The sequence below is a fragment of the Streptosporangium lutulentum genome (genome assembly GCF_030811455.1).
GTDB lineage: Bacteria > Actinomycetota > Actinomycetes > Streptosporangiales > Streptosporangiaceae > Streptosporangium > Streptosporangium lutulentum.
In genome coordinates this window covers 10052681-10067288 of record NZ_JAUSQU010000001.1, presented here as the reverse complement: position 1 = coordinate 10067288, position 14608 = coordinate 10052681, and the positions used below count along the sequence as shown (strand labels likewise).

15 protein-coding genes are annotated in these 14608 nt (G+C 70.0%); 6 read left to right on the top strand and 9 right to left on the bottom strand.

All coding sequences use genetic code 11. The features are described from left to right. The first annotated feature begins 27 nt into the window (after nt 1-27). Nucleotides 28-252, top strand: a complete 225-nt coding sequence (locus tag J2853_RS45280; protein ID WP_307568157.1) for a hypothetical protein — start codon at nt 28-30, stop codon at nt 250-252. A gap of 12 nt (nt 253-264) precedes the next feature. On the opposite strand, the gene J2853_RS45275 is transcribed toward J2853_RS45280, so the two are convergent. Continuing rightward, on the bottom strand, nt 265-909 hold the full coding sequence (locus J2853_RS45275; protein WP_307568156.1) for a DUF2461 domain-containing protein: 645 nt from the start codon (nt 907-909) through the stop codon (nt 265-267). 32 nt (nt 910-941) lie between these two features. On the opposite strand from J2853_RS45275, the gene J2853_RS45270 reads away from it, so the two are divergent. Both J2853_RS45270 and J2853_RS45265 read left to right on the top strand, forming a co-directional pair. Then, nucleotides 942-1526, top strand: a complete 585-nt coding sequence (locus J2853_RS45270; protein WP_307568154.1) for a GNAT family N-acetyltransferase — start codon at nt 942-944, stop codon at nt 1524-1526. Between the two features lie 105 nt (nt 1527-1631). Further along, entirely contained in the window at nt 1632-2543 is a 912-nt protein-coding gene (locus J2853_RS45265) for a bile acid:sodium symporter family protein (RefSeq protein WP_307568152.1), read from the top strand. A 17-nt stretch (nt 2544-2560) separates the two neighbouring features. Here J2853_RS45265 and J2853_RS45260 read toward each other — a convergent pair whose 3' ends face one another. Both J2853_RS45260 and J2853_RS45255 read right to left on the bottom strand, forming a co-directional pair. Then, on the bottom strand, nt 2561-3931 hold the full coding sequence (locus tag J2853_RS45260) for a cation:proton antiporter (protein WP_307568150.1): 1371 nt from the start codon (nt 3929-3931) through the stop codon (nt 2561-2563). Nucleotides 3932-4112: 181 nt separating this feature from the next. After that, nucleotides 4113-4508 (bottom strand): hypothetical protein, encoded by a 396-nt coding sequence (locus J2853_RS45255; RefSeq protein WP_307568148.1) that lies wholly within the window; start codon nt 4506-4508, stop codon nt 4113-4115. A gap of 276 nt (nt 4509-4784) precedes the next feature. Between J2853_RS45255 and J2853_RS45250 the strand changes: the two genes are divergently transcribed. After that, nucleotides 4785-5780: a helix-turn-helix transcriptional regulator gene (locus tag J2853_RS45250; RefSeq protein ID WP_307568147.1), complete on the top strand. Its 996-nt coding sequence runs from the start codon at nt 4785-4787 to the stop codon at nt 5778-5780. 162 nt (nt 5781-5942) lie between these two features. On the opposite strand, the gene J2853_RS45245 is transcribed toward J2853_RS45250, so the two are convergent. Both J2853_RS45245 and J2853_RS45240 read right to left on the bottom strand, forming a co-directional pair. After that, nucleotides 5943-6491, bottom strand: a complete 549-nt coding sequence (locus tag J2853_RS45245; RefSeq protein WP_307568146.1) for a hypothetical protein — start codon at nt 6489-6491, stop codon at nt 5943-5945. Nucleotides 6492-6792: 301 nt separating this feature from the next. Continuing rightward, the gene (locus J2853_RS45240; protein ID WP_307568144.1) at nt 6793-6987 is read right to left on the bottom strand and encodes a hypothetical protein; all 195 of its coding nucleotides are present in this window, start codon (nt 6985-6987) and stop codon (nt 6793-6795) included. A gap of 199 nt (nt 6988-7186) precedes the next feature. Between J2853_RS45240 and J2853_RS45235 the strand changes: the two genes are divergently transcribed. Beyond that, nucleotides 7187-8203 (top strand): alpha/beta fold hydrolase, encoded by a 1017-nt coding sequence (locus J2853_RS45235; RefSeq protein WP_307568143.1) that lies wholly within the window; start codon nt 7187-7189, stop codon nt 8201-8203. On the opposite strand, the gene J2853_RS45230 is transcribed toward J2853_RS45235, so the two are convergent. Together J2853_RS45230 and J2853_RS45225 are read right to left on the bottom strand one after the other, a co-directional pair. Next, nucleotides 8200-10491: a family 2 encapsulin nanocompartment cargo protein terpene cyclase gene (locus tag J2853_RS45230; RefSeq protein WP_307568141.1), complete on the bottom strand. Its 2292-nt coding sequence runs from the start codon at nt 10489-10491 to the stop codon at nt 8200-8202. The genes J2853_RS45235 and J2853_RS45230 overlap by 4 nt on opposite strands. A 183-nt stretch (nt 10492-10674) precedes the next feature. Further along, a complete protein-coding gene (locus J2853_RS45225) occupies nt 10675-11598 on the bottom strand; it encodes a 4-hydroxy-3-methylbut-2-enyl diphosphate reductase (RefSeq protein WP_307568140.1) in 924 nt (307 codons plus the stop codon). Between the two features lie 593 nt (nt 11599-12191). Here J2853_RS45225 and J2853_RS45220 point away from each other — a divergent pair. Then, a complete protein-coding gene (locus tag J2853_RS45220; protein ID WP_307568139.1) occupies nt 12192-13406 on the top strand; it encodes a cytochrome P450 in 1215 nt (404 codons plus the stop codon). Nucleotides 13407-13428: 22 nt separating this feature from the next. Here J2853_RS45220 and J2853_RS45215 read toward each other — a convergent pair whose 3' ends face one another. Both J2853_RS45215 and J2853_RS45210 read right to left on the bottom strand, forming a co-directional pair. After that, nucleotides 13429-13902: a hypothetical protein gene (locus J2853_RS45215; protein ID WP_307568138.1), complete on the bottom strand. Its 474-nt coding sequence runs from the start codon at nt 13900-13902 to the stop codon at nt 13429-13431. Between the two features lie 23 nt (nt 13903-13925). After that, on the bottom strand, nt 13926-14585 hold the full coding sequence (locus J2853_RS45210) for a hypothetical protein (RefSeq protein WP_307568137.1): 660 nt from the start codon (nt 14583-14585) through the stop codon (nt 13926-13928). Nucleotides 14586-14608: the final 23 nt, after the last annotated feature.

Sequence of the window (14608 nt, the reverse complement as noted above, 5' to 3'; positions counted from 1 at the left end):
CGTCCCGCCCCACGAGAAGGACTTTTCATGAAGAGCACCGCCGGAACCGTCGCCGACGCGGCGAACCCACTGCTGAAACTGCTGATCACCATCACCACGGCCGCGGGCCTGTCCGGTGGGAAACCGGTCTCCCACGGACCCGCGTCCCGGCGGTACGGCGCCGGCCCCACCCGGCTCGTGACACCCCGCCGCCGGTGGCCGCTCCTGCTGGCCTTTCTCGACGGGGAGTCCGCGTGGACGCGGATGGCGTGAGCGGCTCCCCGATCAGGCTCGGTCCGGCGCCCGGACGTGCTGCGACACCCAGCGGAGCAGGGGACGCACCTCGCGCCAGATCGAGCGGACCCGGTCGAGCGGCTCCGGCGACCCGAGCGACGGGCCGGCGGCGAGCGTCAGGCCGACGTCCAGCTTCCTGTGCCGGAGCAGATCGAGCCGGGGATGGTCCGCCGGCACACCCCGGGGACGCGTCTTGAGCCGCTCTCCCCCGACCTCGAACCCCTCCTCACGCAGCCTCGTCACCAGCTCGGCCAGTTCCGTCCCGCTTCCCTCGGCGTCTACCGCCTCCCGATAGCGGACGACCTCCGCGGGGTCGTAGGGGTAGAAGCGGCCGGAGGCGTACAGGCCTGAGGCGTCGATCTGAACCCAGTAGCCCAGACAGGGCTCGATGTCGAGATAGGCGCCCTGATAGGTCTTATAAGGCGATTTGTCGTTGGAGAATCGCGAATCGCGCTGGGGACGCAGCACCTGCACCTCGCCGAATTCCCCGGACAGCTCCCCGGCGAGCTCCTCCATCGGCGTCCTGACCGCCCGATCGTAGATTTCCCTGTTCCGCTTCCAGAATTCCTTGGAATTGTCCGCCGTCAGATTCCTGTAAAAATCGAAGGTCTCGTGGGAGAAACCAGAGAAACTCATGGTTCAGCCTCCCACAGAAACGGATCCACGATATGCCCGTCGAAATTCACCCGGCAACCGCGCAGCGCTGGGCCGATCTCCGCACCGTCCTGTGCCCCACCGAGAACAGGCAGACGTGCTGGTGCTTGGCCTGGCGCCTGACCACGTCCGAGTACAACAGCAGGACCGCCGACGAGCGGGGGGACGTCATGCGCGCCCTGGTCGACGGCGACCCTCCGCCCGGACTGCTGGCCTACGTGGACGGCGAGGTGGCCGGCTGGTGCAACGTGGGACCCCGCTCGGCGATGGACCGCCTGACCGGCTCGCGCACCATTCCCCCGGTCGACGACGTCCCGGTGTGGTCGGTGGTGTGCTTCGTCGTCCGGGCCTCCCACCGGCGCCGCGGCGTCGCCGAGGCCCTCCTGCTGGGTGCCGTGGAGCACGCCCGCAAGTACGGCGCACCGGCCATCGAGGGCTACCCCGTCGACCCCGAGGGCGGGCGGGTCAACCCCTCCCTCGCCTACGTCGGGACCATCGGCATGTTCGAGCGGGCCGGATTCCGCCGCCTTCTCAAGACCTCGGCCAAGAGCGACCGGCGACACCGCTGGATCGTCCGTCTCGATCTCGGCGAGGAGTGACCCTCCCGCCTTCGCCCGGCCGGCCCTTCCGCTCCGGCCGGGCGAAGGCGGACGGCCGGCCGGGGCGACCGGCTCGACCCCCCCGTCAGAAAGGCAGGGCCAACCATGAGCCCCACCGTCACCGGAGTACTGCTGCCCGCGGCTCTCGCCGTCATCATGTTCGGTCTGGGCCTGGGCCTGACCGCGGCCGACTTCCGCCGGGTGGCGGTCCACCCCCGGGCCGTCCTCGTCGCCATCGCCTGCCAGGCGCTCCTGCTGCCCGTCGTCTGTTTCGGACTCGTCCTGGCCTTCGATCTGCCCCCCGCGCTGGCCGTCGGCATGATGCTGCTGGCCGCCTCGCCCGGCGGGCCGACGGCCAACCTCTACAGTCACCTCTTCGGCGGAGACGTCGCGCTCAACGTCACGCTGACCGCGATCAACTCCGTGACCGCCGTCTTCACGCTCCCCATCGTCACCAACCTCTCCATGGCCTACTTCTACGCCGACGCGGGTGCGCTGGGGCTGCAGTTCGACAAGATCGTCCAGGTCTTCGCCGTCGTGCTGATCCCCGCCGTGCTCGGCATGCTGATCAAGGTCAGGGCCGCCGCCTTCGCCGACCGGATGAACCGCCCGGTCAAGGTCCTCTCGGTGATCACGCTGGTGACGGTGATCGGCGTCGCGGTCGCCGCCGAGGCGGCCAACCTCTCGGGTTACGTCGGCACCGTCGGCATGATCTGCCTGGTCTTCAGCGTCGTCAGTCTCGGCGTCGGTTACTGGCTGCCGCGCCTGGCCGGAGTGGCCCCCCGCCAGGCTCTCGCCTCGTGCATGGAGATAGGCATCCACAACAGCACGCTCGCCATCGCCGTCGCGATGAGCCCCGCCCTGCTGAACAACCCGCAGATGGCGATCCCCGCCGTGGTGTACGGCGTGCTGGTGTTCCTCGTCGCGTCCGTCGCGGGATTCGCCGCGCGCCGCGGCGTCCGTCCCGCGCTCAACCTGGTCACCGCGCCGGAACCCGTCAGGAGCGCGTCGCGGTGACCGTGGGTGGTCCGCTGTCACGGTCGTGTCTCCCTGGCGGTCGCCATCAGCTCCCTGTCGGAGTTCTCCAGGGCGTCGAAGAACTCCTCGCGGACGGCCTCCTCCCCGGTGGGGGCGATACGGGAGGCCGCGAAGCGGAGCAGGGGCGGCGCCATCATCGAGGTCACGACCGCGACCAGCACGATCACCGTGTAGGACGCGGTGGTGAGCACGCCGAGCCTGAGCCCGACCATGGCGATGATCACCTCGATGACGCCCCGGGAGTTGAGGCCCGCTCCCAGGGCGAGCGCCTCCCACCGGCTGCGCCGCGCGATGCGGGCGCCGATGTAGGCGCCGGCGAACTTGCCCGCGATGGCGACGACGAGGACCACGATTCCCGCCACGAGGACGACGGGGTTGGCCAGTTCGGTGAGGTCCATCCGCAGGCCCGCCGTCGCGAAGAAGATCGGTGCCAGTACGGCGGCGACGAACGTCTGCAGCGGTACCAGCTTGGCCACCTTGAGGTCGGGGGACGATCCGATGAGCGCTCCGCAGACGAAGGCGCCGAGGATGGCCTCGAACCCCATCGCGTGGGTCACCGCGGCGGAGAGCAGGAACATGACCGTCACCGCGGCGATCGTCGTGTTGTTCCCCTGGCCGCGATCGGCCACGCGCAGCACGACGGCGACCGCCCTGCGGCCCAGGAGCAGAGCGACCAGGACGAACGCCACGAGCAGCGCGATCGAGGTCATCACCGCCTGGCCGGTGCGGGCTCCGGCGGTGGCGAGCGCGGAGACCACTGACAGCAGGAGCCAGCCCACCACGTCGTCGATCACGGCGGTGCTCAGGATGAGCTGGCCGATGTTCCGGTGGAGGAGGCGCATCTCCGTGAGGATCTTGGCGATCACCGGGATGGCGCTGACGCACAGGGCGACTCCCATGAAGAGAGCGAAGACCGTGGGGTCGACACCGTCGGCGATCAGCTCCGCGGGAACCATGAACCCGATCCCGACGCCGAGGACGAGCGGAATGATCAGTCCCGCGCCGCTGATCCAGGCCGCCGCCCTGCCCTGCCGCCGGAGGAAGCCGGCGTCGAGGTGCATACCGGCCAGGCCGACCAGGAGCAGGACGCCGAGCTGGCCGACGGCGTCGATCAGGTGGAATCGGGCCGCGTCCTGGGGCAGCAGCCAGGCGAAGAGGTCCGGCGCGGCGTGCGCCAGCAGCGACGGCCCGATCAGGATGCCCGCGGACAGCTCGCCGAGAAGCGCCGGCAGCCCGAACCGGGCGGCGAGCCGCCCGAGGACGGTCGCCAGGCCGAGGAGCAGACCGAGCTGGAGGAGGAAGGTCATGAGGTGGTGGGCGGGAATGACGGCGACAGGTGCCGCGGCGAGCATCATGTGATCATCCACCGTTCTCGATGTGGTGCCGGCTCTCCGAAATGAATTCGACGTCCTGGTTGTTCACTGTGGTCGCCTCTTCTTCCTTTGCATTCCGCCGGCAACGGATCGGCTATGTCATCCGTTCGCGGTTCGGCGCGTTTCCCGGACATTCATGACGCGCTGTCCGGTCCCTCGGATTCTTTCCGGGAGATCAGTTCTCCGGTAAGTCCCGGCGACTGGCAGCAGCTTGCAATGGCAGGACACTGCCAGGCGCCTCGGAGAGCAGGACGGCGTCGGCGATCCCGGGGGCCAGGCCGGCGCCGCAGCCGTCCAGGGACCAGCCCGCGAGCCGGGGGGTCACCTCGACACAGCGCCTGCACAACCGGTCCACGACGGACTCGGCGTCGTCGAACGTGGGCTGGAGGACAAAGACGCCGAGGTCGACTCCGGCGGGGCTCGCCGCTCCATAGACGTGTTCGATCCGGTCGGCGGGGGCCGCCAGGGCCAGGACGAGGTCGCGAAGTTCGCACGCCCGCATCCGTGTCGCGGGCGGCGGCCTGCGGTCGTCGCCCCCGGGGGCCCGCAGGCGAGCGGTGATGAGATACATGAATCGACGGTGACCACCCGGCGTCGGATTCACCAGGGATTCCCGCTGGCAGGCACCTGCATTGCAGGAGACTGCCAGGGCGGAGAACCGCCTCACACCGGCCGGCGAGAAACGCCGCGGACGGGGTGAGAATCACCCCGTCCGGTCGCCGGCGACCACCTGTCCGGCGTTTTCATAACCTCGCCATAATTTCATTCCTCTACCTTCGTGATGCGACCCCTGGGGGATCGGCTCACCTCGGTCGCGTCACGCTCGTGTTTGACGTTGGGAGGGGCCGTGCTTTCGCTACTTGGCCTTGGGTCCGCCGGGGAAACCGTCTACCGCGCCATTCTGGAGAACCCCTCCCACGGGGTGAACCAGTTGAGTGAGGAACTGGGCTGGCCGGTTCGCCGGGTCCGTGACGCGCTCGACGAGCTGGCGAGGTTGTCACTGCTGCGGCCTTCCTGGGAGGACCCCCGCGTGTTCCGCCTGGTGCGTCCCGAGGTCGGGCTGTCCGCGCTGCTCGCCCGGGAGGAGACGGCGCTTCTGCACCGGCAGCAGGAGATCGAGCGGAGCCGGGCGATCATCGCCCAGATGATCGCGACCTATGCCGACCTGAACCCCGCCCAGCCCGGCGAGGGCGCCGAGACCTTGCTGGGCATCGACACCGTCCGCACCCGGATCGAGGAACTGGCCCTGCGCTGCCGGAACGAACTGCGGGTGTTCGACCCTCAGGGCGCCCAGACGCTGGCGAACATCGACGCGAGCAGGCCGCTCGACCGGACCCTGCTCGAAAACGGCGTGGAGATCCGCATCGTCTATCTCGCCAGCGCTCGCAACGACCAGTCGATCGCGACCTACGCGACCTGGCTCACCGAGCTCGGCGGCCAGGTGCGCGCGACCCCCACCCTTCCGACCAGGATGATCATCTTCGACTGGGAGGCGGCGCTGCTCCCGATCGACCCGGGCGACAGCAGCGTCGGCGCGGTGCTGCTCCACGGCGCGGGCATCGTCACCGCGCTGACGGCGCTGTTCGAGCAGACCTGGGAGAGGGCCGACGCGTTCGGCGAGGAGCCGCGGCGCGACGAGCGCGGGCTGAGCGGCCAGGAACGCGAGGTGCTGCGCCTGCTGTCGACGGGCCACACCGACGAGGCCGTCGCCCGCAAGCTCGACATCTCCGTGCGCACCCTGCGGCGCATCACCGCCGAGCTGATGGAGCGCCTCGACGCCCGGAGCCGGTTCCAGGCCGGCTACCTCGCCGCCGACCGGGGCTGGATACCCGCCCGGCGGTGAACCCCCGGGATCGATCCCGACCCGCCTGCCCCATGACCTCGCTCAGGCCTCACCCGAAGTGACGCCCCGTCCGCGCCGGCGCGCGGGCGATCGATCGCCGTCATGCCCGGCTCACGAGAAGGCCGAGCCCACCAGGCCGGCCGGAAACTCGACACGGCGAACCTAGCGGTCGCCCTGCCCGTCGACCCGCGAAGGTCCGGCCTGGACCGCCGCGACGTCGGCCAGCCTGATCCGCCAGGCCAGCAGGCACACGGCGGCGCTGGCCATGAGCGTCATCCGTAACGCGTTGCCGATCTCCCAGATCAGCAGGGTCGTCTGGACGGCGTCCACGGTCGCGGTGGTGTCGTGGAAGGCCGGGTTGACGGTGGTGACCAGCATCACCGTGGTGACCCCGGCCAGGGTGACCAGCACGGCGGCCGTCCCGGCCGACCGTACCGAGCCGGGCATGACGCGGTCGGCGCCGCCGCGGACCAGGCGGATCACCAGGGCCCAGGCGAGCACGAGAAGGCAGACGGCGATCGGGAGGAAGTAGAACAGCGGGCTGCCGATCTCCAGTTGTCCCGCCGCCGAGCCGGGAGGCAGGGTGGCCAGCCACGGAATGACCGTCACGGCCTCGTAGAGGTTGCCGAACCCCCACGCCGCCATCAGCAGCAGCACCAGGCCGGCATGATCACGGTAATGGAGCCTCAGGTCGGCAACGGAACTCGTCATCGTCGTCCCTCCATCCCGAACGCCGGTAAGCGCCGGAGCGGGAAATCACTCTTTCGCCGGAGGGTCTCCTCTACGGCGCGCGGCCTGCCCTGTCGCCGAACAGGCACCACTTCCCGTCCGTGGTCGTCACCGGCCCGGCCCCCGGCGGGCACTCGGGCACTCGTCAAGCTTCAAAGTATATGCGGGCCGGCCTCACACCCCTTTGGAGATCAAACGGCTCGGCGCCCCGTCCCGCGGACGGGCGCCGAGCCGTTTCACCAGGCGCGAGGGCCGGTGACGATCGAGGACCGGTGATTCCCGGTCAGCACCCGTGGGCGCCGACCAGCTCCCCGGCCATGCTGGGGCGCAGCGTTCCGGCCGCGAGGTCGCGGAGCTGGTCGGCGAACGCGAGCGCCTGCTCCGGGGTCATGCGGGGCTCGGTGCCGACGTAGAAGATCACGATGTCGCCGCTCGGGGACGTCGTGGCAGTGAACGGGAGAGAGGGGGAGATAACCATGATGGGATCATTCTTCCCTGTCCCACCGACAATTCGCAGGTCCTTTACGCTCGCCGGATCGGAGCTTGGATCATGATGACGCGAGGAACCCCGCCCGGCCGAGGCCGAGGCGGCCCCGTTCCCGTCCGGCGGCGAGACCTAATGTGGAGCGAGGGGAGGAATCAGACGGTCGAGACCGATGGCCGACAAGGGGGCCCCGATGGATTACGAGATCTTCGACCTGGGCGATGTCCGGCTGCGACACGGCGCCACGTTGCGCGACGCCAAGCTGGCGTACAAGACCTACGGTGAACTCAACGCCGCCAGGAGCAACGCGATCGTCTATCCGACGTGGTACTCGGGTCAGCACCACGACAACGAATGGCTCATCGGGGAGGGCATGGCGCTCGACCCGTCGCGATACTTCATCATCATCCCGAACATGCTCGGCAACGGGCTCTCCTCGTCCCCGAGCAACACCCCTCCGCCCCAAGACCGGGCCCGGTTCCCGCGGGTGACGATGTACGACAACGTCGAGCTGCAGCACCGCCTGGTCACCGAACGGTTCGGCATCGAGCGCCTGGAGCTCGTCACGGGCTGGTCGATGGGGGCCGGGCAGACCTACCAGTGGGCGGTCAGCCACCCGGAGGCGGTCCGGCGGATCCTTCCCTTCTGCGGCGCGGCGAAGACCAGCCTTCACAACATCGTCTTCCTCGAAGGCGTCAAGGCCGCGATCACCGCCGACGCGGGGTGGAACAACGGCTGGTACGACGAGCAGCCGTGGATCGGGCTTCGGGCGATGTCCCGCGTCTACGCGGGCTGGGGCTTCTCCCAGCAGTTCTACCGGGAGAAGATCTACGAAGACGAGCCGCTCGGCTACGGCTCCCTCGACGACTTCCTCGTCGGCTTCTGGGAGGGATTGTTCATCAAGCGCGACGCGAACAACCTGCTCGCCATGCTGTGGACCTGGCAGAACGCCGACCTGGGCGCGACTCCGGGTTTCGGCGGCGTCGAGGAGGCCCTCGCCTCGATCAGCGCGCCGGCGATCGTCATGCCGGCGCGCCAGGACCTCTACTTCCCACCCGAGGACAACGAGTGGGAGGTCGCCCACCTGCCCGGGGCCGAGCTGAGGGTCATCCCCGGCGCGTGGGGTCACTTCGCCGGGGGCGGCCTCAATCCGGTGGACACGAAATTCATCGACGACTCGCTCAAGGAGCTTCTCGCGAGAGAAGCCTAGATCGCGGGCGCCGTCGCCCCCCGCGTCACGGGCGCCTCCGCTCCCGGCGCCGGAGCTCCGGCGCGGAGAAACGATCCGAGGTGCGCGGCCGCGGTCCCCAGCCCGGTGGGGCCGTTCACCGGCCGCGCCGTCGTGGGCGGATAGCTCAGCTCGGATTCGTCGTAGCGCCGGCTCTCCCTGTGCCACAGCAGAATGCCGGCCATCCAGTCCTGGAGCTCTCCCACATATCCATTCAGCACCTCCTGAGCGCTTTCATCCAGATCGAAGTTCGTGAAAAGGACGGGAAGCTCGGTGTCGACGATGTGCTGGAACTGGCGTATCCGGGACGTCATCAGGTCGTTGACGATGTCGACGGCCTGCCGCAGATCGCAGTTCAGGAAGTTCTGGACGACCAGAACGCAGTTGTGGAGCTCGCCTTCGAACTGGATCTCCTTCTGGTAGGAGAAGATGTCGTTGGTCAGGCAGGCGTAGTCGGCGGCCGAGTTGTCCAGCCCGCGCATCGTGCTCGTCCGGTAGATCTCCGGCGGCACCGTCTCGTCGTGGGCCAGCCGCGACAGGCTCATCGTGAGGTCCGAGCCGAAGGTCTTGCGACGCATCTCGATGTAGTCGATCGGGTCGGGAATGCGGTTCTGGATGTGGTTGGCGAGCTCCCACAGCCAGCTCTCCGTCATGTCCTCGACGGCCTGGCGGAACCGGCCCCGCGCCGCCATCGGCATCGAGGACGCCGTACGGGACCACAGGTCGGCCAGTCCGCGTTCCAGCGGGTTCGCCGGCGGCGGGGTGGCACCGAGATCCAGCGGCATGAACGCCGACAGCCGCCCGTTCTGCGCCTTGGCGCCGATCATGTCGCGGCGGGGCCCGAAGACCACCGGGAAGTAGTCGTCGGCGTAGGTCCCCCAGGCGAGCCAGCACGTCGACAGGTCGAGCTGGGGGCCGGGCGCGTCCGGGTCGAGCGCCCCGGCGCAGACGGCGAAGTCATAGGAGTCGAGCTTGTGCTCGTTCCAGATGACCAACCCGGGAAAGCCCGGCAGCGGTTCGAACATCCCCATCTCGCGCACCCATTTCGCGGTGTTGCGGCGCGCGGTGTCCACGCGGGGATTCATCCGGGCGGGGAACGGCATGTGGAACTCGGGCAGCGGCACCGGCCCCACCTGCTCGTACGGGACGTGGGTGAAGCTCCTGACGCCCCCCGGGCCCGTCACCCCGGGCGCCAGCCTGACGCGCGCCGCCGAGGTGCCCAGTCCCGTGGGACCGCCGAGGCCGGGAACGTTCCACGGGGACGGTGCGGTCTCCGCGCCCCCGTTCATGTAACGGCTGGAGCGCATGTGCCACTCGTGGCCGCCCGACTGCCAGTCCTGGAGTCCCTTGACGTACGCGAAGGCGTCCAGGCGGGCCTTCAGATCCAGGCCGTGCTCCTCGAAGAGCGGGGGCAGCTCGGTGAGGGCGGTGTTCTCGAACTGGTGCAGCCGGGAGGTGATCAGGTCGTTGACGGCGTCGGCGGCCCGCTGGGTGTCGTAGCCGAGGAAGCGCTCGAAGACCAGCACGCCGTTGCTGAGCTCGCCCTCTTCCTCGACCTCCCGCTGGTAGGAGAAGAGGTCGTTCCGCAGGTGCACCGCGTCGGAGAAGGTGTCGCTCAGCACGCGCATGGGCCGGGTGCCGGCGATGCGGGCGGGCACCTCGGCGCCCACGGCGTGCTCGACCAGGTTGGCGGACCAGGGGGCTCCGCCGACCTTGCGCCGCATCTCGATGTACTCGATCGGGTTGGAGATCCGGCCCTCGTTGATGTTGGCGAGCTCCCACAGGGACTCGTTGAGGAGGTTCGTGGTGCTTTCGACGAACCGGATCCGCCACGCCTCGGACATGGCGGGGATCGTGCGGGCCCACAGGTCGGCCAGGCCGCGCTCCACCGGATTCTCCGGGGCGGGAGGGGGACCGGTGGGGTGCACCGGCATGAACGCCGCCAGCCTGTCGAGATACTTCCTGCCCCCGGCCAGGTCACCGCTGCGTTTGAAGATCTCCAGGAAGTGGTCGTCGAAGAAGAACACCCACACGTACCAGTCGGTGATGAGGTCGAGCTCGGGGGCGTCGGCGTCGGGGTGGGTGTAGGCGCACATCAGGCCGTAGTCCATGGCCTCCAGCTTCCGCTCGTCCCAGACGCCGAGGTCGGGGTCGAGCATGCCCATGTCGTGGGCCCAGCCCCTGGTGTGCTCGCGGGCGGTCTCCAGATGGGGATTCAGCCTGGCGGGATACGGCAGATAGAAGTCGGGGAGCTCGAAGGGTTGTTGCATGTCCTTCCTTCCTTGCTTGATGGTCGTCGCCAGGTCGCGCGGCATCCGGGCGGGGACGCGGCCGCCTCCGGTCGTGCGGGGCGGCCGGTTCCGTCACGCCGGACACCGCCCGTCTCATCCACGGGAGCCGCGGGGGCCGCGGGAAACCGGGAAAACCCGAGGATCCGGGAACCGCCGGCCCCGCTACCGGAGCTCTTGGGGCAGGGAGAACGTCAGGGTCTCCTCGGTCAGCGTCACCGACTCCGTGTCGGTGTAGCCCCGCTCCGCGAGCCAGTCCAGCAGCTCCGCGACCAGGTGTTCGGGGACGGAGGCCCCGGAGCTGACGCCGACCGTCTCCACGCCGTCGAGCCAGCGTTCGTCGGCGTCGCCGGCCTGATCCACCAGGTAGGAGGTGCGGGCTCCCGCTCCCAGGGCGACCTCGACCAGCCTCTGCGAGTTGGAGGAGTTGGAGGACCCGACCACGACGACGAGATCGCAGTGCGGGGCGATCCTGGCGACGGCCTCCTGCCGGTTCTGGCTGGCGTAGCAGATGTCGTCGCTCGGCGGGTCGACCAGGTCCGGGAAGCGCTCGCGAAGGCGCCTGACTGCGGTCATGGTCTCGTCGACCGACAGGGTGGTCTGGGAGAGCCAGCCCACCGGCGTGCCCTTCGGCAACTGGAGGTCGTCGGGGCGCCCGGGGTCGACGAGGTGCATGTGGTCGGGGGCCTCACCGATGGTGCCCTCCACCTCCTCGTGCTCGGCGTGGCCGATGAGGACGATCTCGTATCCCACCTCGGCGAACCGTACGGCCTCCTTGTGGACCTTGGTGACCAGCGGGCAGGTCGCGTCGATGGTGCGCAGCCCGCGCTCCCGGGCCTGCTCCTTGACCGCCGGGGAGACGCCGTGGGCGGAGAAGATGACGAGCGCGTCGTCGGGTACCTCGTCGAGCTCGTCGACGAACACCGCGCCGCGCCGGGTGAGATCTCCCACCACGAAGGTGTTGTGCACGATCTGCTTACGGACGTACACCGGCGGGCCGTACCGCCGCAGTGCCTCCTCCACGGTGACGACGGCCCGTTCGACGCCCGCGCAGTATCCACGCGGAGCTGCCAGTATTACGCGTCCCATCAGTGGTTCCCCCTGGTCGAATGCGGTGGGTGAGAAGTGGTCGGCTGATCGTGAGCACCTCGGGATCTACGACAGGGACGATCTGCCCTTCCGGAAGCACTGGCAAGCGGAACGTCGTGCGACGGCCACGAAGAGTAGGGGAACCCGCCCCCGGGGAGTGGAGCGCCCGACGCACCGGCTCGTCCGCCGCGACCACGCCCGGACAGGGGATCCGGACCCGGCGTCTCCGGCGCGCGACCCCGACGGTGACGTCTCGCTCCGAATCCGCATGGCTTCGGAGTGTAATCATTAATCCCACGGAATAGTCAAGACCAAGAATGATTTACGGCACGCGCCGCCCCGCCTGTTCGGGCCGCGCCCCGGACGGCCGGTCTCGCCTCCCTGCGAGGCCGTGAGGCCGGACGCGCCGGGCGCCTCCCCGGGCCCGGCCGCGCGAGCCTCCTTCCCCGCGGCGCCGACCGCGCGCCCCCACACCCTCCGCACGGACGAACGCGCAGGTGAGAGCCTGTGGTCGTGGCACCTTGCCGAACGCTCCCACGGGTGGCACGTTCGAAGGTGCACGTGACGTCGAGCCCCAGGAGGTGTCTCCGGCCATGGACGACCGCCTCGCCGATCACACCGGTCACATCGATCCCACCGGCCTGCCGAGACTGCCCTTCGAGCGGGAGGACCCGCTTGAGGTGCCGGAGATGTACCGGACGCTGCGGACCACCCGGCCGGTGACCCGGGTTCGCACCCAGGCGGGCGACCTCGCCTGGCTGGTCTCCGGCTACGAGGAGGCCAGGCAGGCCTTCGCCGATCCGCGTCTCGGCCGTTCGTCCCCCGATCCGGACAGGGCCGCGCGCATCTCCGACTCGGTGCTGATCGGCGGTCCGAGCGGCGCCATCGAGACCGAGAAGGCCGAACACGATCGGATGCGCCGGATGCTCGTCCCGGCCTTCTCCGCCCGCCGGATGAGCGCCCTCGGGCCCCACGTCCAGGAGCTCGTCGACGGCCTGCTCGACCGCATGGCGGAGCTGCCGCCCCCGGTGGACCTGCGGGAGGAGCTCTCCCTGCCGCTGCCCGTGCTGGTGATCTGCGAGCTCCTCGGCGTGCCGTACGGCGACCGCAGATACTTCAGGAAGCTGGCCGACGCGATGACGGACCTGAGCGATCGGCGGCGGGCCGGGGCGGCGAAGGCCGAGCTGACCGGCTACACCCGCGAGATCCTGATCGGCAAGCGGGCGAACCCGGCCGACGACGTGTTCTCCGACCTGGCCACCATGGACGCGTCCGACGACGAGATCTCCTCGCTCGCGGCGGGACTGCTGTTCGCCGGTCACGAGACGACGGTCAACCGGATCGACTACGGCGTGCTGCTGATGCTCTCCAACCCCTCGCAGCGCGACGCCCTGATCGCCGACCCGTCGCTGACGGACGGGGCGGTGGAGGAGATCCTGCGGATGGCCGCGCCGGGCAACCACGGCCTGCCCCGGTACGCCCACGAGGACGTGACCATCGGCGGCGTGACGATCAGGCGCGGCGAGGCGGTGGTCATCGTCACGATGTCGGCCAACCGCGACGAGCGGGTCTTCCCCGAACCCGACCGTTTCGACATCGGCCGTCCCCTCGGCGACCCGCAGCTCTCGTTCGGCTACGCGGCCCGGTACTGCATCGGGGCGAGTCTGGCCAGGGTGGAGCTGCGGTCGGTGTTCACCGGCCTGTTCCGCCGCTTTCCCACCCTGGCCCTCGCCGTCCCCGCCGGGGAGCTGGTGGAGCGCGAGGCGTCGCTCTCCGGAGGGTTCACCCGCATCCCGGTCACCTGGTAGCGGGCACGCCGACCGGCGGCCGTCACCCGGCCGGGGTCACGGCCGGGGCCGGGGTCACTCTGTGGTCGGTCAGGTGCAGGTCGCCGCCGAGCTCCTCGCGGAGCTCGTCCAGCACCTTCCGGCTCGCGAGCACCGTCCAGAGGTTGCCGACGAGGTGGGGGTTGTACTCCGGCGCCGTGTCCATCCACTGGTCCTTGCCGCTCTGCGTGACGAAGGTCGTCACGAAGAACCGGCCGACGGAGGTCTCGCAGTACCCCTGACGCATGTCGACGGCGTCGACCTGGATGTCGGGCTCGCAGTCCACCCTGCCCGCCAGCTCCTCGACGGTGGGCGGCGGGCCGGACGGCACGGCCGCCGGGATCGCCTCGCCCGCGGCCCGGGGTTCGCCGGTGGCCGGGTCTCCGCTGCAGGCGAGGGAGAGCGAGAGGGCGAGGGCCGTCGCGGCGATCGCCCGGACGTTCCTCGCGACACCGGCCTGGCGTGAATGTGTCGACATCCTCGAGGTACGGACGGCGGCCCTCATCGGTTCACCGCCCATCCGTCGTCGCCGGACACTCCCGCGGCCGCCCGGCGCGTCAGCATGCCGCGCACGATGTCGCGGAGCTCCCCCGTCTCCCTCGGCGACAGCACCTGGCCGAGCCGGTGTTCGACGACGCCTCCGTCCAGGATCGGCGGGGTCCTCGCCGCGTTGAGGTAACCGGACAGGAACGCTATCCGGAACAGCCTCTCCTGCGAGTGCGACCCGGTGGGAGCGGGGCCGGGGTTCTCGCCCGGCCGGGACGCGGGCGCGCCCTCCCCGGCCCGGGGCCGGGCCGGGGAGGGAAGGAGCAGGCGGGCGGCGGCCCTCCGCAGGGCCAGGCCGTACGCGCGCATGGACCCGTCCGGGGAGAAGGCGGCGATCGAGCGCCCGAGGGCCTCGGCGGAGTGCGGTGGCAGGTCGGCGATGGTGGCCTCCTCGCCCACGCAGGTGTAGACCCGCACGACCCGCTCCCCCACGTAGCCCGGCTGGAGGTGCTGGGAGAGTGTGATCACCACGGTGGATCCGTCGGCGTTCTCCAGCTCGGCGACATCGGCCGTGTGGGTGACGTAGGTGGTGGGGTGCTCGCGCTCGCACCACGGCGGGCACGCTGGGGCGGCGGGGAGGCTGAGAGTCCTCACGGAGGCCGTGACGTCGTTCATGGTTCTCCTCTGAGCTCGCGTTC

Coding starts and splice junctions, on each gene's coding strand:
- J2853_RS45230 (WP_307568141.1), bottom strand. CDS start 10,491: ATGCAACAACCCTTCGAGCTCCCCGACTTCTATCTGCCGTATCCCGCC.
- J2853_RS45210 (WP_307568137.1), bottom strand. CDS start 14,585: ATGAACGACGTCACGGCCTCCGTGAGGACTCTCAGCCTCCCCGCCGCC.
- J2853_RS45235 (WP_307568143.1), top strand. CDS start 7,187: ATGGATTACGAGATCTTCGACCTGGGCGATGTCCGGCTGCGACACGGC.
- J2853_RS45220 (WP_307568139.1), top strand. CDS start 12,192: ATGGACGACCGCCTCGCCGATCACACCGGTCACATCGATCCCACCGGC.
- J2853_RS45255 (WP_307568148.1), bottom strand. CDS start 4,508: ATGTATCTCATCACCGCTCGCCTGCGGGCCCCCGGGGGCGACGACCGC.
- J2853_RS45265 (WP_307568152.1), top strand. CDS start 1,632: ATGAGCCCCACCGTCACCGGAGTACTGCTGCCCGCGGCTCTCGCCGTC.
- J2853_RS45215 (WP_307568138.1), bottom strand. CDS start 13,902: ATGTCGACACATTCACGCCAGGCCGGTGTCGCGAGGAACGTCCGGGCG.
- J2853_RS45275 (WP_307568156.1), bottom strand. CDS start 909: ATGAGTTTCTCTGGTTTCTCCCACGAGACCTTCGATTTTTACAGGAAT.
- J2853_RS45280 (WP_307568157.1), top strand. CDS start 28: ATGAAGAGCACCGCCGGAACCGTCGCCGACGCGGCGAACCCACTGCTG.
- J2853_RS45270 (WP_307568154.1), top strand. CDS start 942: ATGCCCGTCGAAATTCACCCGGCAACCGCGCAGCGCTGGGCCGATCTC.
- J2853_RS45240 (WP_307568144.1), bottom strand. CDS start 6,987: ATGGTTATCTCCCCCTCTCTCCCGTTCACTGCCACGACGTCCCCGAGC.
- J2853_RS45245 (WP_307568146.1), bottom strand. CDS start 6,491: ATGACGAGTTCCGTTGCCGACCTGAGGCTCCATTACCGTGATCATGCC.
- J2853_RS45225 (WP_307568140.1), bottom strand. CDS start 11,598: ATGGGACGCGTAATACTGGCAGCTCCGCGTGGATACTGCGCGGGCGTC.